The organism is Vreelandella neptunia (assembly GCF_000712975.1).
Lineage (GTDB): Bacteria > Pseudomonadota > Gammaproteobacteria > Pseudomonadales > Halomonadaceae > Vreelandella > Vreelandella qaidamensis.
Window position 1 is genome coordinate 464,490 of sequence record NZ_JHQL01000001.1, and the last position, 19,675, is coordinate 484,164.

18 protein-coding genes and 3 tRNA genes are annotated in these 19,675 nt (G+C 51.2%); 18 read left to right on the forward strand and 3 right to left on the reverse strand.

Features of this window, described 5'->3' with window-relative positions; all coding sequences use genetic code 11:
- Positions 1-39: 39 nt before the first annotated feature.
- From CR46_RS0102095 to CR46_RS0102115, 5 genes are all read left to right on the forward strand, one after another.
- Entirely contained in the window at positions 40-1,290 is a 1,251-nt protein-coding gene (locus tag CR46_RS0102095; RefSeq protein WP_030069675.1) for an aspartate kinase, read from the forward strand.
- Positions 1,291-1,482: 192 nt separating this feature from the next.
- The gene (gene csrA, locus CR46_RS0102100) at positions 1,483-1,671 is read left to right on the forward strand and encodes a carbon storage regulator CsrA (protein ID WP_030069677.1); all 189 of its coding nucleotides are present in this window, start codon (positions 1,483-1,485) and stop codon (positions 1,669-1,671) included.
- Between the two features lie 124 nt (positions 1,672-1,795).
- A tRNA-Ser gene (locus CR46_RS0102105) sits at positions 1,796-1,888 on the forward strand.
- 45 nt (positions 1,889-1,933) lie between these two features.
- Positions 1,934-2,010: transfer RNA gene (locus tag CR46_RS0102110), tRNA-Arg, on the forward strand.
- A gap of 68 nt (positions 2,011-2,078) precedes the next feature.
- Positions 2,079-2,155, forward strand: a tRNA-Arg gene (locus CR46_RS0102115).
- A gap of 155 nt (positions 2,156-2,310) precedes the next feature.
- On the opposite strand, the gene CR46_RS0102120 is transcribed toward CR46_RS0102115, so the two are convergent.
- Positions 2,311-3,309, reverse strand: a complete 999-nt coding sequence (locus CR46_RS0102120; protein ID WP_232222327.1) for a tRNA dihydrouridine synthase — start codon at positions 3,307-3,309, stop codon at positions 2,311-2,313.
- Between the two features lie 127 nt (positions 3,310-3,436).
- Between CR46_RS0102120 and CR46_RS0102125 the strand changes: the two genes are divergently transcribed.
- From CR46_RS0102125 to CR46_RS0102135, 3 genes are all read left to right on the forward strand, one after another.
- A complete protein-coding gene (locus tag CR46_RS0102125; RefSeq protein ID WP_030069681.1) occupies positions 3,437-3,694 on the forward strand; it encodes an OadG family protein in 258 nt (85 codons plus the stop codon).
- A 93-nt stretch (positions 3,695-3,787) separates the two neighbouring features.
- Positions 3,788-5,593, forward strand: a complete 1,806-nt coding sequence (gene oadA, locus CR46_RS0102130; protein WP_030069683.1) for a sodium-extruding oxaloacetate decarboxylase subunit alpha — start codon at positions 3,788-3,790, stop codon at positions 5,591-5,593.
- 12 nt (positions 5,594-5,605) lie between these two features.
- Positions 5,606-6,928, forward strand: coding sequence for a sodium ion-translocating decarboxylase subunit beta (locus CR46_RS0102135; RefSeq protein ID WP_030069684.1), 1,323 nt, complete (start codon positions 5,606-5,608; stop codon positions 6,926-6,928).
- 118 nt (positions 6,929-7,046) lie between these two features.
- Here the strand turns inward: CR46_RS0102135 and CR46_RS0102140 are convergent, their stop codons facing one another.
- Positions 7,047-7,670 (reverse strand): IMPACT family protein, encoded by a 624-nt coding sequence (locus tag CR46_RS0102140; RefSeq protein ID WP_030069686.1) that lies wholly within the window; start codon positions 7,668-7,670, stop codon positions 7,047-7,049.
- A gap of 31 nt (positions 7,671-7,701) precedes the next feature.
- Complete coding sequence (locus CR46_RS18510; RefSeq protein WP_030069687.1) at positions 7,702-8,100, reverse strand: LexA family protein; 399 nt, start codon at positions 8,098-8,100, stop codon at positions 7,702-7,704.
- Between the two features lie 257 nt (positions 8,101-8,357).
- On the opposite strand from CR46_RS18510, the gene ccmA reads away from it, so the two are divergent.
- From ccmA to smc, 10 genes are read left to right on the forward strand one after another with little or no spacing between them, the layout of a single operon-like run.
- Entirely contained in the window at positions 8,358-8,978 is a 621-nt protein-coding gene (gene ccmA / locus CR46_RS0102150) for a cytochrome c biogenesis heme-transporting ATPase CcmA (protein ID WP_030069688.1), read from the forward strand.
- 50 nt (positions 8,979-9,028) lie between these two features.
- Positions 9,029-9,727, forward strand: a complete 699-nt coding sequence (gene ccmB, locus CR46_RS0102155; protein WP_030069690.1) for a heme exporter protein CcmB — start codon at positions 9,029-9,031, stop codon at positions 9,725-9,727.
- Between the two features lie 14 nt (positions 9,728-9,741).
- The gene (locus CR46_RS0102160; protein ID WP_030069692.1) at positions 9,742-10,482 is read left to right on the forward strand and encodes a heme ABC transporter permease; all 741 of its coding nucleotides are present in this window, start codon (positions 9,742-9,744) and stop codon (positions 10,480-10,482) included.
- Positions 10,482-10,748, forward strand: coding sequence for a heme exporter protein CcmD (ccmD, locus tag CR46_RS0102165; protein ID WP_030069694.1), 267 nt, complete (start codon positions 10,482-10,484; stop codon positions 10,746-10,748). Before CR46_RS0102160 ends, ccmD begins: the two co-directional genes overlap by 1 nt.
- A complete protein-coding gene (ccmE, locus tag CR46_RS0102170; RefSeq protein WP_030069696.1) occupies positions 10,738-11,247 on the forward strand; it encodes a cytochrome c maturation protein CcmE in 510 nt (169 codons plus the stop codon). The genes ccmD and ccmE overlap by 11 nt, the downstream gene beginning before the upstream one ends.
- 51 nt (positions 11,248-11,298) lie before the next feature.
- Positions 11,299-13,302, forward strand: coding sequence for a heme lyase CcmF/NrfE family subunit (locus CR46_RS0102175; RefSeq protein ID WP_030069699.1), 2,004 nt, complete (start codon positions 11,299-11,301; stop codon positions 13,300-13,302).
- Positions 13,299-13,826, forward strand: a complete 528-nt coding sequence (locus tag CR46_RS0102180; RefSeq protein WP_030069701.1) for a DsbE family thiol:disulfide interchange protein — start codon at positions 13,299-13,301, stop codon at positions 13,824-13,826. Before CR46_RS0102175 ends, CR46_RS0102180 begins: the two co-directional genes overlap by 4 nt.
- Entirely contained in the window at positions 13,817-14,287 is a 471-nt protein-coding gene (locus CR46_RS0102185) for a cytochrome c-type biogenesis protein (protein ID WP_030069703.1), read from the forward strand. Before CR46_RS0102180 ends, CR46_RS0102185 begins: the two co-directional genes overlap by 10 nt.
- Complete coding sequence (gene ccmI / locus CR46_RS0102190; RefSeq protein WP_030069705.1) at positions 14,284-15,531, forward strand: c-type cytochrome biogenesis protein CcmI; 1,248 nt, start codon at positions 14,284-14,286, stop codon at positions 15,529-15,531. The genes CR46_RS0102185 and ccmI overlap by 4 nt, the downstream gene beginning before the upstream one ends.
- A gap of 36 nt (positions 15,532-15,567) precedes the next feature.
- Positions 15,568-19,059, forward strand: coding sequence for a chromosome segregation protein SMC (gene smc / locus CR46_RS0102195; RefSeq protein WP_030069708.1), 3,492 nt, complete (start codon positions 15,568-15,570; stop codon positions 19,057-19,059).
- Positions 19,060-19,675 lie beyond the last annotated feature (616 nt).

Here is a 19,675-nt window from a genome sequence, read left to right on the forward strand (position 1 = left end):
CTCACCCTCCATTCCCGAACCTATAGGAAAAAACGGCATATGGCATTATACGTACAGAAGTTCGGCGGCACCTCGGTGGGCTCTGTCGACCGTATCAAGGCCGTGGCGGAAAAGGTTAAAGGCTTTCGCGATCAAGGCCACCAAGTTGTCGTGGTGGTATCAGCGATGAGCGGAGAGACCAACCGCCTGACCGATATGGCAAACGCAATCAATGAAGACCCAGCACCGCGCGAAATGGACATGCTGCTCTCGACCGGTGAGCAGGTGACGATTTCATTGTTGGCAATGGCGCTTCAGCAAATTGGTGTTTCTGCCACTTCCCATACGGGTGCCCAAGTCGGCATTCACACCGATAGCGCTTATACCAAAGCGCGTATTCAGCGCATTGAAACCGATGACCTTAAAGCTGACCTTGATGAAGGTAAAGTGGTAGTAGTCGCTGGGTTCCAAGGCGTTGATGAAGACGGCAATATTACAACGCTTGGGCGTGGTGGCTCAGATACAACAGGTGTTGCGCTTGCTGCAGCGCTAGGTGCTGATGAGTGTCAGATATACACCGACGTGGATGGTGTTTACACCACTGACCCTCGCGTGTGTTCCAAAGCTCAGCGTCTTGAGAGCATTACCGTAGAAGAAATGCTTGAGCTAGCAAGCCTAGGCTCCAAAGTTCTACAGATTCGCGCCGTCGAATTTGCTGGTAAGTACAACGTACCACTTCGCGTGCTGTCGAGCTTTGAAGATGGCCCCGGCACCCTAATTGTTGCAGACGCAGACCAAGACGAGGACTCTATGGAAGAACCGCTAATCTCCGGTATCGCTTTTACTAAAAATGAAGCTAAATTAACCCTGTTGAATACGCCTGATGTGCCGGGTGTGGCGTCGCGTATCCTGGGACCTATCGCCGATGCCAACATCGAAGTCGATATGATTGTTCAAAACGTGGCACCTGCTGGTGATTACACCGACTTCACCTTTACTGTTGCCAAAGGCGATTACAAAGCAACCAAGAAATTGCTTGAAGAAACCGTAATTCCTGATTTGGGTGGCGGCGAGCTACGCGGCGATGACAATATTGCCAAAGTATCGCTTGTAGGGGTTGGTATGCGTTCACATGCCGGTGTTGCCTCTAAAATGTTCCGCGTGCTGGCCGATGAGAACGTCAATATTCGTATGGTTTCTACGTCGGAAATTAAAATTTCCGTCGTTATTGATGAAAAGCATATGGAGCTAGCAGTTAACGCCTTACACAAAGCATTCGGTTTGGATAAGTCTGATATCGAATCTGAATAACAATTAAGCATCAAACCTTCTACGCTGAAGAGTACTTACTGCCGTGTGGTGGTGAGCTTTCTTTCAACGGGAGGTTAAGGTGTCATAGGGGCTTGAGCCATTGGTGGCGGCGACACCATGCCGCATAATAGTGTGGTGTCGCTTTAAGCGGACACATCCCGTTGTATAAAACGTCTGAGAAGGAGATCAGCCATGCTCATCCTAACCCGCCGTGTTGGCGAAACGCTTATGATCGGTGATGAGATCACCGTCACAGTGTTAGGTGTGAAAGGTAATCAAGTCCGTATTGGTGTTAATGCACCAAAAGATGTTTCGGTTCATCGCGAAGAGATCTATCAGCGCATTCAGCGTGAGCGCAATAGCGAAAGCGAATCGGAATAAGTGGCCGTCTGTGTCACGCCCATTACAGGGCGTTTAAGCGGTAGTTGCGGGGCGGTGCGAAAAAAATCTGCATAGGGCTGGACAGCAGTCATTAAAATCGGTAATATTCGCGCCGTGCCGTTGAGGAGAGGTGGCCGAGTGGCTGAAGGCGCTCCCCTGCTAAGGGAGTATAGGGTTTATAGCCCTATCGAGGGTTCGAATCCCTCTCTCTCCGCCAACTGCATATAGCAACATCAATAGATAGCAGTACCAATTTGGATAAGCGCCCGTAGCTCAGCTGGATAGAGTACCTGACTACGAATCAGGGGGTCGGAGGTTCGAATCCTCCCGGGCGCGCCAACTTGCACACCGAAGTTATTGATGTTACTATGTTTTTGCTCACATTGTGTGAAGTTAAAAACTGTTAAGCGCCCGTAGCTCAGCTGGATAGAGTACCTGACTACGAATCAGGGGGTCGGAGGTTCGAATCCTCCCGGGCGCGCCAGATTCGAAAAACCCGCTTTCAATAGAAAGCGGGTTTTCTTGTTTCTAGCCTGACCTTAGTGGCTCGTGCTTGGGTCTTGTGATCGTTTAAAGCGCCCCCGCACACAAGCAGCGGTAGGGCGCTTTTTTTTATGCGCTGGGCGCGCAGTGCAGGATTTATGCGGGCTCGCAGCAGAGAGGTGTGTCGAGAACTAGGCTATTGAGTAGCGTATCAAGTTCCGTAAGACGCTTTAAGCGTTGAAAGTGCTGATTAGCTTCAGTATTGCCTTGGCGCATTTGTGCCAGCCATTGTTTGACTAATGAAACCACCACGCGCTCTGGTAAGTGCTGCCGCTGTAAGTTGGCGTATTGCCTTAGTACGCTGGCGCGCATGGCCCAGGTAGTGTCGGGTAGGCGCTCACCGGTGCGTTGCCAGTGGCGTATCCGAGCAGCAAGCCATGGGTCTGAAAGCGCGCTACGGCCAAGCATGACGTCTTGGCAGCCAGATAATGTACGAGCCTTCCAGTAGTCTTCCAGCGTCCAGATATCGCCATTTGCAACGACAGGAATCGATACATGGCGGCGAACGTTGCCAATCCACTCCCAGTGCGCGGGTGGGCGATAGCCTTCGTCACGCGTACGGCCATGCACAACTAGCTGCGCAGCACCGCCAGCTTCTGTCGCTTGGGCACAGGCCACTGCTAAGCGTCGATCAGAAAAGCCAAGGCGAATTTTAGCCGTGACTGGGATGGCGCCGTCTAGTGCTTCGGCCACTGCCTTAACGGCGGCATAGACGCGCTCTGGCCGGCGTAGCAGTGAGGCACCACCATCATGGCGGTTGACCAATTTGGCAGGGCAGCCAAAGTTTAAGTCAACGCTAATGGCTCCCAGCGATAGCGCTTGCTGCGCATTGCTGGCAAGCGCTGCGGGGTCAGACCCTAAAAGCTGTAAATGCACGGGAACGCCGCTAGGTGTTGCGACGCGGTCTGCTGTCAGTTCTGGGCAGTGTTTATAAAACACGCGGGGAGGGAGGCGTGCATCAACCACCCGGACAAATTCAGTCACTGCCCAATCAAAACCTGACTGTTGAGTCAGCAGATCACGCGTTAGGGCGTCGATGACGCCTTCCATAGGCGCTAGGCCTATCTTGCCTTTATGTAGTAAATTAACAACCATGACTTCCACTATGGCGCGATTGCAATCTATCTTGGATGTGGCAGGTTAGTGTATTAGCCTCACTGCGCCAAGCGCCTTTAGAGGCCATTGGTGTGCCGATAAGCATTTGAAACAAGGGGAATGCGGTATGCAAGAGTCAGAATTGCTCCAAGAAGGGCTAGCTCTTATGGGGTTAGGGATGGGGTTTGTTTTTGTTTTTCTTACGGTTTTGGTAATTAGCGTTACGCTGATGTCAAAACTGATTGGCCGTTTTCAGCCTGCTCCTGTTGCGGCACCAAGCGGTAGAGGTAGCGTAAAATCTTCTGCACAGAATGGTCAGAATGATGAAGTGATGGCAGTGATTAGTGCTGCGGTGCATCGTTATCGTTCTTCACGCCGTAAATAAGCCCCAACTTTTGTAGCTATCCTACCGCTTAGCTAACTATTATTTTGTTAAATTTACTACAAATCCATAACGTAAAAACTGTGAGCCACGACCATGAATGAAACCAAACGTCCTCTGGGAATCACTGATGTTGTCCTTCGCGATGCCCACCAATCGCTGTTTGCTACTCGTTTGCGTCTTGATGACATGCTGCCGATTGCCGAAAAACTCGACAACGTTGGCTACTGGTCATTAGAGACCTGGGGTGGAGCAACGTTTGATTCATGCATTCGCTATTTGGGTGAAGACCCTTGGGAACGTATTCGGGCATTAAAAGAAGCTATGCCGAATACCCCTCAAGCAATGTTGTTGCGCGGCCAAAACTTATTGGGCTATCGCCACTATGCTGATGACGTGGTTGATAAATTTGTAGAGCGCGCTAAGACTAACGGGGTTGATGTGTTCCGCGTGTTTGACGCGATGAATGACCCGCGCAATCTTGAGCGTGCTATTAAAGCGGTTCGCCAAGTAGGTGGACATGCACAAGGCACTATCTCCTATACGGTTAGCCCGGTACATACCCTGGATAGCTGGGTAGAGCTCGCTAAAACCATTGCTGCAATGGGCGCAGATTCACTGGCTATCAAGGATATGGCGGGGCTATTAACGCCGTACGTTGCCTATGATCTTGTAACGCGTTTGAAAAAAGAACTGTCGATTCCTGTGCATTTGCACTGTCACGCTACCACTGGCCTATCCACGTCGACCATTTTGAAGGCAGTAGAAGCAGGTATTGATAACGTCGATACGGCTATCTCTTCTATGTCCATGACATATGGCCACAGCCCGACAGAGTCTGTGGTCGCCATGCTTAAAGATACTGATCGCGATACAGGGCTTGACTTGGAATTATTGGAAGACATCGCCAGCTATTTCCGCGAAGTGCGCAAAAAGTACGCAGCATTCGAGGGCTCGCTGCGCGGTATCGACTCTCGCATTCTGATTGCCCAGGTGCCAGGCGGCATGCTTACCAACATGGAAGGCCAGCTTAAGGAGCAGGGCGCTGGCGATAAGCTTGATGATGTATTGAGTGAAATTCCCCGTGTGCGTGAAGACCTTGGATTTATCCCGCTGGTAACGCCAACTTCACAGATTGTCGGTACCCAAGCGGTAATGAATGTGATGATGGGCGAGCGTTACAAGTCGATCTCCAAAGAAGTGCAGGCACTATTAAAAGGTGAGTATGGCTCCGCGCCCGCGCCGTTTAATGCTGAGCTGCAAAAACGTGTGCTTGAAGGCGGCGAGCCGATCACCTGCCGTCCTGCAGATAACTTGTCGCCAGAAATGGATCGACTAGCTGCTGAGCTTAAGGAGAAGGCCAGTGCAGACAGCATTCGTATTGCTAGCGGCGAGCAGGAAATAGACGACGTATTGACGTACGCATTGTTCCCACAAATTGGTCTGAAATTCCTTAAGAATCGTGACAATCCTGATGCTTTCGAGCCTGTTCCTCAGGCAGCTGAATCGAAAAGCGCTAATGTGCCAGCAAAAGCCGAAAGCAAAGCGCCAGTAGTGTCGAGTGGGCCGGAAACCTACACCGTTAAGCTTAATGGCAAAGCGTTCGTTGTAGAGGTGTCTGAGGGTGGCGAAATAGGCGATGTCCAAGAGCAAGTCGCTACGCCCTCTAAAGAAGCAGAGCCTGTGGCAAGTGGCGAAAGCATCGATGCACCGCTCGCTGGCAATATCTTCAAAGTCAACGTGCGTCCTGGTGACCAAGTGGCGGAAGGCGATGTGGTGATTATTTTGGAAGCCATGAAAATGGAAACCGAAGTGCGCGCCAGCAGTGCCGGTACCGTATCGAAAGTTAACGTCAGCGAGGGTGACAGTGTCGCCGTCGGTGATTCGCTGATCGAGCTTTAAGGGCATTCGGCAATGGATAAGTTAATCACCTTATGGGAAGGCTCAGGGCTTTATAACCTTGAGTTTGGCCAAGCCGTTATGATTTTCGTGGGGCTTGGTCTGCTCTATTTGGCTATTTATAAGAAGTTTGAACCGCTGCTACTGGTGCCAATTGGGTTTGGTGGCATTCTTGCCAATATTCCTGAGGCTGGCTTGGCAATTTCAGCGCTCGATCAGGCGATTGAGGTGGCTAAGCCAGCAGTGCTGCAACAAATGGCCTCTGTGTTAGGCGCCACTCTTGATCCATTGAGCAGTGTGGAAGCCTGGCGGGAATCGCTGAAAACAATTGCCCACGATGCTGCCGCTCCGGATCAGTTGCGTGCAGCAAAAGATATCGCCATGAATGTTGGTTATGGCGATGGCATGCTTTACAGCTTCTATAACGTAGCCATTGCCTCTGGCATTGCCCCGCTGATTATCTTTATGGGCGTAGGGGCAATGACCGACTTTGGGCCATTATTAGCCAATCCGCGTACGCTCTTTTTGGGGGCGGCTGCTCAGTTTGGTATTTTTGCCACATTGTTTGGTGCGGTGGCACTGTCGTCGATCGGAGTGATGGACTTCTCGCTGAATCAAGCGGCGGCAATTGGCATCATCGGTGGTGCAGATGGCCCAACGTCTATTTACGTGTCGAGTGTGTTAGCCCCTGAGCTGCTTGGCGCTATTGCCGTAGCCGCCTATGCCTACATGGCTCTTGTGCCACTGATTCAGCCGCCAATTATGCGCCTGTTGACCACCCAGAAAGAGCGGCAAATCACCATGACGCAGCTGCGTCCGGTATCTAAGCTGGAAAAGATCGTTTTCCCGCTGATGCTGTTAATCTTGGTCGCACTCTTTTTGCCGGATGCAGCGCCACTGTTAGGGATGTTCTGCTTTGGTAATTTGATGCGCGAATGTGGTGTGGTTGAGCGTTTATCGGATACAGCACAAAACGCACTGATCAACATTGTGACCATTATCCTAGGGCTGTCGGTAGGCTCGAAGCTGATGGCCGAAAGCTTTTTAACGTTTGAAACGTTAGGGATCTTAGGCCTGGGTATTGTTGCATTTGGCATTGGTACCGCCGCAGGCGTGTTGATGGCGAAGCTAATGAACCTAGTTAGCAAAATGCCGATTAACCCGCTGATTGGTGCCGCGGGTGTCTCCGCAGTTCCGATGGCTGCGCGAGTGGCTAATAAGGTTGGGTTGGAGTCTAACCCACACAACTTCCTGCTAATGCACGCCATGGGGCCTAATGTGGCAGGTGTTATCGGTTCTGCTGTCGCGGCGGGTGTGATGATTAAATATTTAGGCTAAGACCCGCTAACAGGCATTACGCAGCTATTGTTACGTGATGGTTGGTGACTAAAACGCGGCTTACCGAGCAATTGCTCGCGTAAGCCGCGTTTTTTTGTCGGGTATATCAAGGGCTTTATTAAAGCGTTACTTTTTGAATATCGAGAGCAGTTTTAAGTCGGTTTTCAAGCGTTGCGAGATTGAGGATCTCATCCCTTGGCCAGCCAATCGTGAGGCATACACCAACGCTATCGTACTCTGCTTGTTGAACGGGAACTTTTTGCTCGTCACACCAGGCGCGCGCTACTGCCTCGTGAGCAAAACTAATGCGGAGCTGATAATTATCTCGTTCGACAACTTCGCGTGTGGGTAACGTTTCAATCCCTGCGTTAACCGACTGTGCGTAAGCCCTTGCAAGCCCGCCAGTCCCTAATTTAGTGCCGCCAAAATAGCGGATAACGACGCAGCCTATTTCGCCTATATGGCTACCCTGTAAGGCTTGAAACATGGGCCTGCCCGCAGTACCACCAGGCTCGCCATCATCAGAGAAACCTATATGCGTTTGTTCGCCAGGAGGGCCGGCAATAAAGGCAGTACAGTGATGACTTGCATTGGGATGAGCAGTTCTTGCCTCCTGCAGCAATGCATGAAAATCAGCCGTATTGGGTGCATGACATAGCCAAGTGAGAAAGCGACTTTTTTCAACTTCAATCTCGGCGGTATGCCATGTTCCGGCTGCTAAATCTGGGATCCGATAACGCAAACGTTACTCCTATGGAGATAGCGGCGAAGAATCAGTGGTGCTGAGATTGGTTGGTGTGACGTTCCACGCCCATCACCATCCCTAGCGCTTGAATGTCACCGTTACGTAGAAAGACATCAGGAATAGTCGTATCTGCAGGCCATAAATGAACGCCAAGGCGACTAATAGAAAGTTGTTTTAAGACAATTTCTTGTTGATTAATTATCGCGATGGCGGTTTCTTGGTGGCTTCCTTGCTGATGACAACGAATAATAACGATATCACCATCAAAAAGATTATAGCTATGCATTCTGTTGCCCTGCACGCGAAGTGCATACGTATTGCGTCGTGTAGTGCGGGGAGTGGGAAAAGGTTGGCTAGGCGCGTTTGCCGTTTTTTGAAACAGCGATGGTTGAGTTGTGTTCGAGGGTGTTGGCATTGACATCGTCATGCTGTTCTCTCCAATGCAGCGCCCGCTCCCTAAGCGTATAACTGAGCAGATGGCTGTTTGTTTGAATGGTGTTTTTCCATACAGTGGTTAGAGTATACGCCTGTTTTTGCATACAGTGCTAGTGGTCTGCATTCTCTACTGTTTTTAAGTAAGCGCTATTGGTGATGCGCTGCGACCCCAGGCCGCAGAGACTGACTGGCGAGAAGTGGTCTTTCCGTGTAGAGTTCGACCCAAAATTACTGTGCTTGGAGATATCCTTGAGCCTCTGCCTGCAAGCCCGACAGCTAGCCTGTGAGCGTGATGATCGCTGGCTTTTTGAGGGGCTAGATCTTGATATTAAAAGTGGTGAAATTGTTCGTATCGAAGGCCCGAATGGGAGCGGTAAAACCACATTATTGAAAATTCTTTCAGGCCAGTTAAGCGACTACCATGGCGAGATTTATTGGAATGGCGCTTCAATGCGCGAGGTGCGTGAACATTTTCTCGCCAATCTACTCTATTTAGGACACGCACCGGGCGTAAAAGCGGGCCTTTCTCCGCTAGAAAACTTGGCCTGGTACCAGGCGCTTAGTGGCGATAATGGCAGTGAGACTCAGCGCGAAAAAGCATTAGCTGACGTTGGGTTAGCTGGTTTTGAAGATGTGCCAGCCGGACAGTTATCTGCCGGACAACAACGGCGTGTCGCGTTGGCAAGATTAACGCTAACGAAGCGTGCGCTCTGGGTGCTAGATGAACCTTTTACAGCAATTGATCGCCATGGAGTGGCAGCGCTTGAAGCTCAGCTGGTTGCCCACGCCCAGGCGGGAGGCTGTGTATTAGTGACGACGCATCATGAGTTAACCGCATCATCCGTGCTTAGACGCATTCAACTGGGATAAAAAAGGAGACAGTGTTGTCCAGCTTACACGCTACGACAGGCATCCCAGATATGACGATGCATGCACCAGCCGGCGGTCTAATGGTGGCTATCAGAGCTACCTTTAAGCGTGACTTAACACTTTTACTTCGCCGCCGTGGTGAAGTGCTTAATCCGTTGGTGTTCTTTGCGTTAGTGATTACGCTGTTTCCGATCGGTATTTCACCTGATCCTCAGCTATTGGCAGAAATAGCACCTGGATTGCTGTGGGTCGCGGCGCTGCTGGCAGCCCTGCTGTCTCTGGATAGTCTGTTCAGAAGCGATTACGACGACGGCAGTTTAGAGCAGCTACTGTTAGCCCCTCAGCCACTAGCGGCCCTTAGTCTTGCAAAAGTTGCCGTTCATTGGTTGCTGACCGGTTTGCCTCTCGCACTGATGGCACCAGTTTTAGGCATTATGTTGGCCCTTCCTGCGGGTAGCTACGTGGTTTTGGCGCTATCGCTTGCATTGGGTACCGCAAGCCTCAGCTTGATTGGTGCGATTGGCGCGGCACTGACGGTGGGATTGGCTAGGGGCGGCGTGCTGCTATCACTGCTGGTACTGCCGCTTTATATTCCGGTGCTTATTTTTGGCGCAGGTGCTGTACAGGCCGCTATTGTAGGTGATGGTCTAGCGGCCCATCTTGCTATTTTAGGCGCACTTTTAGCGATTTCGTTAATGCTAGCACCTTGGGCTATTGCCGCCTCGCTACGCATCAGTATCAACGGTTAAAGGACGAAAACACCATGTGGGCCTTTATTAATAAACTGAGATCACCCAAGTGGTTCTACTCGATTAGCGCCAAGCTTCAGCCCTGGTTCTGGGCAGCAGCGTTGCTCCTGTTGGTGGTGGGAACCGTTTGGGGGTTAGTATTCGCTCCTGCAGATTACCAGCAGGGTAATAGCTTTCGGATTATTTATGTGCACGTTCCAGCCGCGTTCTTAGCCCAGTCTATTTTTGTCTCAATGGCAATCTCTGGGCTGGTGTTCATGGTCTGGAAAATCAAAGTAGCCGATATGGCCGCTACCGTCATGGCGCCCTTGGGGGCAGCGATGACATTTGTGTCACTTTTTTCAGGTGCTGTGTGGGGAGTGCCGACTTGGGGCACATGGTGGATGTGGGATGCCCGCTTAACATCCATGCTAATTTTACTGTTTTTGTATTTAGGGGTGATCGCACTTCGCGGTGCTTTTAACAGTCGAGATAGCGGTTCACGGGCAGCTTCAGTATTGGCAATGGTCGGGGTGATTAATATTCCGATTATTAAATATTCAGTTGACTGGTGGTACACCCTGCACCAGCCAGCAACGTTCACGATTACCGGACGCTCAGCAATGCCTATGGAAATGTGGGCACCCTTGCTCATCATGGTACTGGGTTTCTATTGCTTTTTTATTGCGTTGACCCTCATGCGTACCCGTAACGAAATACTGCGTAGAGAGACCAATAAGCGCTGGGTGCAAGCGTTAGTAGAGGAGGTGAAATAATGGCTTTTTCCTCACTCAATGAATTTTTTGCCATGGGCGGCCACGGGCCTTATGTGTGGTCTGCCTGGGGCATTACTGCGTTGTTAATGCTGGTGATAGTTTGGCATGCGCGCCAAGAGCGTAGCCAACTCTTAAAAGGGGTAAAACGCCGTGTACGACGCGAAAACGCCCATCTTAAGGCTGAGCAAGGAAACACCGACACTCACTCCCAGCCTGCGCAAGTACCAGTTAACTCTGCTCAAGGGGACGTCCACAATGACGCCTAAACGTAAACAAAAGCTGTTTGTTATTTTAGGGTTAGTATCATTAACCGCGATTGCCGTGGGTCTAACGCTTTATGCGCTGCGCTCAAATATCAATTTATTTTTTAGCCCAGTACAAATCGCCCAAGGTGATGCTCCCATGGAGCGTCAGATTCGAGCGGGAGGCATGGTGAAAGAAGGGTCTGTTTCTCGCGATTCGGAAAGTCTGGATGTCGAGTTTACCGTGACTGATTACGTCGATGACTTAGAGGTTTATTACAGCGGTATTTTGCCTGATCTTTTCCGCGAGGGGCAGGGCGTGGTCGTGGTGGGTGAACTCCAGGCAGATGGACGTCTATACGCCGATAAAGTCTTAGCCCGCCATGATGAAAACTATATGCCCCCCGAAGTAGCGCAAGCGCTGGAAGAGGCTGGCTACTCCCCGGCGGATTTCCAGGCAAAAGCGGCCGAAGTGGGTAAGCGTCTAGAGCAGCAAGGCACCCCCCAAGCAAGCGACTATTAATGGCTAACGCCAGCATAATACGCTGATGCCCAATGCGAATTCGGAGCGCTTATGTTCATCAAAATGATTCCTGAAATTGGCCACTTTGCTTTAGTCATTGCCCTATTAATGGCAGTGGTTCAGGCGGTGATGCCGCTTGCAGGTGCAGCCACTCGCCGCCCGTTATGGATGGCTTATGGTAAACCTATGGCAACAGGGCAGTTCTTCTTCGTTGCTATTGCTTATTTATGTTTAACCGCTAGTTACATGCTGGATGATTTCAGCGTGGCGAATGTTGCCAATAATTCAAATTCGCTGTTGCCTTGGTATTACAAGTTCAGTGCCGTGTGGGGTAACCATGAGGGGTCGGTGTTGCTATGGAGCTTAATGCTGGCTGGTTGGGGGTATGCTGCGTCGATATTTTCTGGCGATTTGCCCCGCGATATGGTGGCGCGAGTTCAAGGCATCATGGGGATGGTTTGCGTTGGCTTCCTGCTGTTTATCTTAATGACCTCCAATCCCTTCGAACGGCTATTACCGAATATGCCTCAAGACGGGGCAGATCTTAATCCGCTGCTGCAGGACTTCGGTTTGGTGGTGCATCCTCCTATGCTCTATATGGGGTATGTAGGATTCTCGGTGGTATTTGCCTTTGCGATTGCCGCGCTGCTAGGTGGGCGTTTAGACGCTGCCTGGACCCGCTGGGCACGCCCCTGGACCAATGTTGCTTGGGCATTTCTTACTGTAGGCATTGCGCTAGGTAGTTGGTGGGCTTATTACGAGCTTGGCTGGGGCGGCTGGTGGTTCTGGGATCCAGTTGAAAACGCCTCATTGCTGCCCTGGTTAACGGGAACGGCGCTGGTGCACTCGTTGGCGGTCACTGAAAAACGCGGCTCGTTTAAAAGCTGGACGGTGCTGCTGGCTATTTCGACATTCTCACTGTCTCTCATGGGTACGTTCCTGGTGCGCTCTGGCGTGCTGACCTCCGTGCATGCGTTTGCTAACGACCCCTCTCGCGGCTTTTTTATCTTGATGCTGCTGGCAATTACGGTGACGTTATCACTACTGGTGTTTGCGCTGCGTGCTCCCCGAGTGAGCCATAAAGTTGGGTTTAATTGGTTATCTCGTGATTCGTTGTTGTTAGTTAATAATATTTTGCTGGTCATTATGACGGTTACCGTGCTGTTAGGGACGGTCTATCCGCTAATCCTGGACTCGCTTGGATTAGGCAAAATCAGCGTTGGCCCACCGTACTTTAATGCGCTTTTTGTGCCGCTGACGGTACTTATGTGCATGTTCATGGGGCTTGGTCCCATTGCACGCTGGAAAAGCATGAACGCCAATGAGCTGTGGCGTAAGCTGTGGCTGTCTGGTGCGGCAGCATTGCTACTGGGCGTTGCTATGCCTTTGTTATATGGCGGCGAATGGAATCTTTGGGTTTCTTTAGGAATTGTTTCGGCACTTTGGATAGTTCTACCTATCGTACGCGACCTATTCGATAAAACCCGCCATGCTAGCTCCTTTATGGCTGGGCTGCGTAAGCTGTCATTAGCGTATTGGGGCATGATACTTGGGCATGTGGGTATTGCAGTCACCATCGTTGGCGTGGCAGTTGTTTCAAACTACAACATCGAGCGCAATGTGCGTATGTCGCCGGGCACTACGGTTGAGGTGGCAGGCTATCAGTTCACCATGAAGGAATTGACAAGTCGCCGAGGCCCTAACTTCTTGGCTGATACCTCCATCATACAAGTTCAGCGTGGTGAGTCAGGGCGCAGTTTTGTCATGCGTCCAGAAAAGCGGCTTTACTTGGCCACCGGAATGCCAATGACCCAGGTGGCGTTGCGTCCAGGGCTATTCCGTGACCTTTATGTCGCCATGGGAGAAGACCTAGGCGACGGTAGCTACGCCATGCGTGTCCAATATAAACCATTTGTACGTTGGTTATGGTTAGGTGGGTTGTTGATGGCTTTCGGCGGCATCTTGGCGGTACTTGATAAGCGCTACCGTCGCATCGTTGCCCGTAAGGCAGCGACGACAGAGACTGCTGTAACACCAAAGGAAGCTACGGTATGAAGCGTCGGCTGTTGCTTTTACTACTGCCCATTAGCTTTTTGGGAATCGCACTCTTTCTTTACCAGGGGTTGGGGCAAGACCCGTCGCACCGTGATTCAGCGTTAATGGCTAGACCGTTTCCTGCGTTTGAGGCAACGACACTGCGCGATGAGAATCGCCAAGTCGATCAAACGCTGTTGACTGGTGACGTTACCTTGGTAAATGTATGGGGCGAATGGTGTCCTGCTTGTAAACAGGAAATGCCGCAGCTGCTGGAGCTAGCCGACCAAGGAATCCGCATGATCGGCATTAACTATCGGGATACCCGCGAAAAAGGGTTGGAATTCTTGAGCGAGTTCGGAGATCCCTTTGACGTTAATGTGTTTGATCCTGACGGCAGCCTTGGCTTTGATTTGGGGGTTTACGGCGCGCCTGAAACCTTCTTGGTTGATGCTGACGGTATCATTCGCTACCACCACAAAGGTTACGTGTCACCGGAAGATGTTCGTGAACGCATTCTGCCCGAGGTGGAAAAATGGCGCTAATACGCTTAATGCTTACCGTTGCACTGCTGGCACTGACTAGCAGTGCTATGGCTGCTGGCATAGAGATACGTGAGTTTGACGATCCTGTTATGGAGCAGCGTTACCGCGACTTAACGGCTTCAATGCGCTGTCCTTTGTGCGAGAACCAAGCCATTGATGACTCTGATGCGCCAATTTCTGGTGATATGCGTGAACGTGTCTACCAACTGCTCCAAGATGGTCAGTCAGATATCGAGATTGTTAATCACATGGTGCAGCGGTTTGGAGAATACATTCTCTATAACCCGCGTTTAGAAAACCGGACTTATCTGCTGTGGGGGTTGCCGATAGGATTAGTGCTGCTCGGCGCGATTGTCGTCGTGATGATGGTTCGCGCTCGTCGAAACGCCTCAGCAAAAGCGCTTAGCGCCGAAGAACGAGCCCGCCTGGATGCCCTGATTAACCGCGAGAGGTCTTCATGACACCGCTGTGGATTGCAATTGCCTTACTACTTCTTCCTGCTCTTTGGTTATTAGTAGCGCCCATGCGTGAAGCCCGTGCGCTGCGCGACAAGCTCAGTCACTTTGAAGCCAACGATACCGCTGATGAGCAAAACGTCGCAATTTTTAAGCGCCGTTTGGCTTCCTTAGAAGCAGCCCACGAACGTGGTGATATCGATGAAGAGCGCTTTAAAGAAGATCGTTTGGAGCTAGAGCGTAGCCTGTTAGAAGACACCGCTACCCGCACTAAGCGCCCCTTGAAAACGGCAACAGCTGGCAGATTGGTGGTTCCCCTGGTCATGGTGGCCGTCGTGGGTGCGAGCACGTTTTGGTATCAACAAAAGGGTGCGGAAGGAGACTTGACGCTTTACGCTATTCAGCAAGAGGTGCAAAACGACCCTGAAGGCTCACTGGCCATGTACCTTGAACGTATGGAAGCTGAAGCCGAGCGTCAGCCAAATAACCCTAATGTGTGGAGTTCACTGTTCCCACTTTACCGTGAAACCGGTCAGGCTGATAAAGCCGCCGATGCCTTAGAGCGATTAATTGCTATTGAAGGGCGCATTCCTCCATTGCTAGCACAACTTGCTCAGCTTCGCTTTTTTATGGCAGAACGGGAACTGACTCCGGAGGTGCAGTCGTTAGTCGATGAGACGCTAGCGCAAGATCCACGCCAGCCCACAGTGCTCGGTTTGCTTGGTATTCATGCATTTGATAGTGGCAACTACGAAACCGCGATAGACCGCTGGCGTCGCGCTGTAGCCAATATCGAAGACCCTGACACAGCCTCCTCATTGCGTGAAGGTATCCGCGTTGCTCAAGAGCGTTTAGGGATCGCGCCAGAAACGGCCGCCGTTGACGCTGCCCAAAGCCAAGGCGTGCGAGTTACTGTTTCGTTAGACGAAGCACTGGCCGATAATATAAGTGATGATGCCACCGTGTTTATTACCGCCCGGGATACGGAAGGCGAACTGCCGCCACTTGCGGTTATTCGTGGTCAAGTATCTGAACTGCCGATGACGGTTGTGTTGGATGATACTGCGGCTATGTCGCCTGACGCACAGATTTCTCAAGTGCGCGAAGTGCGTCTAATAGTGCGTGTATCATCTTCTGGCCAAGCAACGCCTCAGCCAGGTGATCTTTTCGGAGATGTAGAGAGCGTTAGCGTTGGGCCTATTAGTGAAAATGATGCAACAGCGGTTACTGTTAATCGCATTTTTGAATAAATATCACCACGCAAGCAGTCGTCATAAAGGGTCGCAATGCGCTTAACCTCTATTCGTCTTGTTGGGTTCAAGTCTTTTGTTGATCCGGTGACCGTGCCCTTCGATGGCAACATGACGGCCATCGTTGGGCCAAATGGCTGCGGCAAGTCCAATATCATCGACGCGGTGCGTTGGGTAATGGGGGAGTCTTCCGCCAAAACTCTGCGCGGTGAGTCGATGGCCGATGTTATTTTCAATGGTTCCACCGGCCGTAAGCCGATCAGCCAAGCCTCAATCGAACTCAAATTTGATAACCGTGATGGTGGCATGGGCGGTGTTTACGCCCAGTACGCAGAAATCGCGGTAAAACGCTTAGTCACTCGCGATGGCCAGTCCAATTACTTCTTTAACGGACAAAAGTGTCGTCGGCGAGATATCGCTGATCTGTTTATGGGCACCGGTTTAGGGCCACGCTCTTACGCTATTATCGGCCAGGGGATGATTTCACGGTTAATTGAAGCGCGCCCAGACGATTTGCGTGCCACCCTGGAAGAAGCTGCGGGTATTTCAAAATACAAAGAGCGCCGTAGGGAAACTGAAAATCGCATGCGCCGTACCCAGGAAAATTTGGAACGCCTGGATGATATCCGTGAAGAATTGGACAAACAGCTCGAACGCCTTAAGCGTCAGGCAGAAGCAGCGAAGCGCTACCAAGAGTTAAAACAGCAAGAGTACCGGCTAAAAGGCGAGTTGGCGTTAGTGCGTGGACGCACATTGCGCGCTGAGCAATCTCACCAAGAAAGCCGAGTGCGCGAGCTGGAAATTGCGGTTGAGAAAGACGTATTTGGCGTACGACAGTGTGAAACACGTCTAGAGCAAGCGCGCGAGCAGCACGATGAGCTCGCTGATGTTCTTGATCGCCACCAGCAGCAGTTTTTTGAAACCACTACCCGGATTGCCCGTCTGGAGCAGGATCAGGCGCACCGCCGCAGTCGTGAGGCCCAATTGGCGAGCGATTTAGCAACGGCGCGGCGCGACCTTGATGAGCAGCGCAGAATCAGTGAAGGGGATCAAGAACGACTTGTCGCTATAGAGACCCGTTTAGATGACTTACTTCCAGAGCATGAAGCCCTTGAAGAGCAGTTAGAAGGGCTTGAGCAAACGCTAGCGGATGCCACTCCCGCGCTAGAAGCTGCTGAGCAGCAATGGGCTGATGCAGAAAATCACTGGCGTGATGCCAGTCGAGAAGCAGACCGTAGCCAAGACCAGTTGCGCGATTTAGAGCAACGCATAGCGCGTATGCAGGCAGAAAATCAGCGTCGACGCCAGCAGCGCGGTGAATTAGCAGATATCACTGACCTTCGCAACGAACACGCTGAATGCCAAGCCCTGCGTGAAGAAGCCGAACAGCGCGCTAAAGCGTTTCAAACCGAGCGAGACCAATGGCAGCATCGCTATAGCGATGCCAAAGCCGCTTATCAGCAGGCCACCCATGCTCGTGATCAACAGCGTGCCGTGCTCAGCCAACATCAAGGCGAACTCGCGTCATTAAAGGCGTTAATTGATGCCGCCCTGACAGATCACGACCCTGATCTAGGCGTTGCGTTAGCGGCGCACGGCTTAGCTGATGCGCCACGGCTTGGCGAGGCGATCAGTGTGGCATCTGGCTGGGAGCGAGTAATCTCCTGGTTGCTTGCGCCATGGCTAAACGCCCGCTTAGTACCTGAGAATCAATTAACTGCACTACCTAACGCTCTTGCTACCGACTGGTGCTTAATTGATCAAACTGAGCGGCCTATTTCATCAACACAGCGCTTGAATTCACTGGTGACGGGAGCAGGTGCATTAAGCGAATGGTTAGCAAGTATTCACTTCGTAGAAACGAGCGAAGATGCTGAGGCGCTGTTAGCTAATTTAGCGCTCGGAGAGAGTGTTGTCAGCCGAGAAGGTGTATGGCGTGGGCGGGGCTGGCTGCATCAACAGGCCAATGGTGACGGCGTTGATGCATTGTTGGTTACACGCCGTCGTTTTGATGAATTAGACGCCCGCCTTACACAGGATGAAGACGCGTTAACGTTGCTGGATGAGCAGTGTGAGGCTGCCAGTGAAGCCATTGAAGCGCTAGAGCAAGCCCGCGAACAGCAGGCCGAGCAAGAGCGAGCCCACGCGGCTTCGCTTCAACAGCTGGCGGTAAAAGAGCAGCGACTAGCTCAACGCTTGGAGCATTTAGAGAGTCGTGCCACTGAGCTGGATGATGAGCTCGCCCAGCTACAAGAGGATGAGGCGGAGTTAACACTCACCTTAGAAGAACAGCGTGCCCGTTGGCATACCGCCATGGAGCAGTTGGAAGCCGCTGCCGAAGCCCGTGAAACTAGCGCCGAACATCGCAACTACCAGCGAGAGCAGCGCGACCGGCTAAATCAACAGCACGCTCCTATGAAGGTGCGGCAACAGTCGTTAGCGCTAGAGAGAGAGCGGTTAAAGGCTGAACGGGATAGTCTACGTGCCCAGCAAAATCGCAGTAGCGATAGTGAAGAACGTCTATCGCTACGTATTGCTGAGTTAGAAGAAGCACGGGAAATGCTAGTAGAACCAGACGAATTGGCTGCTGAAGAGTTAGAAGAGTTGCTACACCAGCGCGAGCAGCAGGAGCGGCGTCTTAATGATACCCGTCAGCAGGCTCAGACATTAGCTGAGCAGCTGCGCAACGACGAGCTGGCTCGCCAGCAGCATGAGCGCAACTTAGAACAGAGTCGTGAGCAGTTGCAGCAGCGTCGAATGGATGTTCAAGCGCTGGCGCTTAAAGCGGCTACCCAGGATGAGCAATTGGCAGAGCTAGGCCATGATCCTAATGTGTTGGCCGAGCACTTGCCTAGCGATGCCAGCGAAACTGCTTGGCAAGAGCGATTGGAAAACACGTCAGATAAGATTCGCCGTTTAGGCGCCATTAACCTTGCGGCGATCGAAGAATACGACCAACAGGCGGAGCGGCGTAATTATTTGGAAGCGCAGCATGCTGAGCTTACGGAAGCATTAGAAACCTTAGAGCGGGCGATTAAGCGTATTGACCAGGAAACGCGAGTGCGCTTCCGTGAAACCTTCGAACAAGTTAATACCGGTTTGCAAACGCTTTTCCCTCGGGTATTTGGCGGGGGAGCAGCCTGGTTAACGCTAACCGGGGATGATTTGCTGGAAACCGGTGTAGCCATTATGGCAAGGCCGCCAGGCAAGAAAAATAGCACCATCCACCTGCTGTCGGGCGGTGAAAAGGCGCTAACGGCACTGTCGTTGGTTTTCGCCATTTTTCAGCTCAACCCTGCACCTTTTTGTATGTTGGATGAGGTAGACGCACCGCTAGACGATGCTAACGTTGGCCGCTACGCCAAACTTGTTAAAGAAATGTCGGAAAGCGTTCAGTTTATCTATATCACCCATAACAAAATTGCTATGGAAGCAGCCGAGCGCTTAATGGGGGTTACTATGCAGGAGCCTGGTGTGTCGAGGCTTGTGTCAGTGGGTATAGATGAGGCTGCAGCACTAGTTGATTAAGCGCAGGTCTTGAATGAAGCTTGCTTCTGCTCCTGTTTTTGAAACCTATCCTTGAAAACGGGTGTAGTAACCGCTCCTCTTACAAAATATGAACTTATATTACCTTTAGCCCATGGCTTGTTAAGAATTAAAAGCAATATGCTATAGTCTATTGGTTATTAAATGCTTTTATGATGTTCCACGCTTTTTAGAAATCGATCTTTAGAAATCGTGTTTTAGGAAGCATCATGAAGAGAGCTGTCAGCAGAAATGTGTCGTTTTATTGCGGAAAGTTAAAAAAATAGCCTGCTCTGTATCTGTCGCCTTCATACGCGTAGGTTAAGGGAGGCGTATGCATCGAAAGCACGTGTTAAAAAGTGCACGCAATAAGAAGAATAGCCCTCAGCGAAACGTAAATGATGGCATGATGAAACGTAAATGATGGCATGATAATGCAGATATCGGGACAAATTAGCGTTAAAATGGCACTTTTTACAGGTAATCCAGTCCAAAATTACGCTTGAAGCCAACCAAACGGCATGAATGCGTGAAAATCCACAAAAAGTGGCCCCTTTTGTAGCAACCGCGCTATGCTTGATAGTAGTTAGCTAACATTGGACATGTTACGCCTTCAGGC

Coding starts and splice junctions, on each gene's coding strand:
- ccmB (WP_030069690.1), top strand. CDS start 9,029: ATGACGATGCATGCACCAGCCGGCGGTCTAATGGTGGCTATCAGAGCT.
- CR46_RS0102180 (WP_030069701.1), top strand. CDS start 13,299: ATGAAGCGTCGGCTGTTGCTTTTACTACTGCCCATTAGCTTTTTGGGA.
- CR46_RS0102185 (WP_030069703.1), top strand. CDS start 13,817: ATGGCGCTAATACGCTTAATGCTTACCGTTGCACTGCTGGCACTGACT.
- smc (WP_030069708.1), top strand. CDS start 15,568: ATGCGCTTAACCTCTATTCGTCTTGTTGGGTTCAAGTCTTTTGTTGAT.
- CR46_RS0102120 (WP_232222327.1), bottom strand. CDS start 3,309: ATGGTTGTTAATTTACTACATAAAGGCAAGATAGGCCTAGCGCCTATG.
- csrA (WP_030069677.1), top strand. CDS start 1,483: ATGCTCATCCTAACCCGCCGTGTTGGCGAAACGCTTATGATCGGTGAT.
- CR46_RS0102160 (WP_030069692.1), top strand. CDS start 9,742: ATGTGGGCCTTTATTAATAAACTGAGATCACCCAAGTGGTTCTACTCG.
- ccmI (WP_030069705.1), top strand. CDS start 14,284: ATGACACCGCTGTGGATTGCAATTGCCTTACTACTTCTTCCTGCTCTT.
- ccmD (WP_030069694.1), top strand. CDS start 10,482: ATGGCTTTTTCCTCACTCAATGAATTTTTTGCCATGGGCGGCCACGGG.
- oadA (WP_030069683.1), top strand. CDS start 3,788: ATGAATGAAACCAAACGTCCTCTGGGAATCACTGATGTTGTCCTTCGC.
- CR46_RS0102135 (WP_030069684.1), top strand. CDS start 5,606: ATGGATAAGTTAATCACCTTATGGGAAGGCTCAGGGCTTTATAACCTT.
- CR46_RS0102095 (WP_030069675.1), top strand. CDS start 40: ATGGCATTATACGTACAGAAGTTCGGCGGCACCTCGGTGGGCTCTGTC.
- ccmE (WP_030069696.1), top strand. CDS start 10,738: ATGACGCCTAAACGTAAACAAAAGCTGTTTGTTATTTTAGGGTTAGTA.
- CR46_RS0102175 (WP_030069699.1), top strand. CDS start 11,299: ATGTTCATCAAAATGATTCCTGAAATTGGCCACTTTGCTTTAGTCATT.
- CR46_RS0102125 (WP_030069681.1), top strand. CDS start 3,437: ATGCAAGAGTCAGAATTGCTCCAAGAAGGGCTAGCTCTTATGGGGTTA.
- CR46_RS18510 (WP_030069687.1), bottom strand. CDS start 8,100: ATGACGATGTCAATGCCAACACCCTCGAACACAACTCAACCATCGCTG.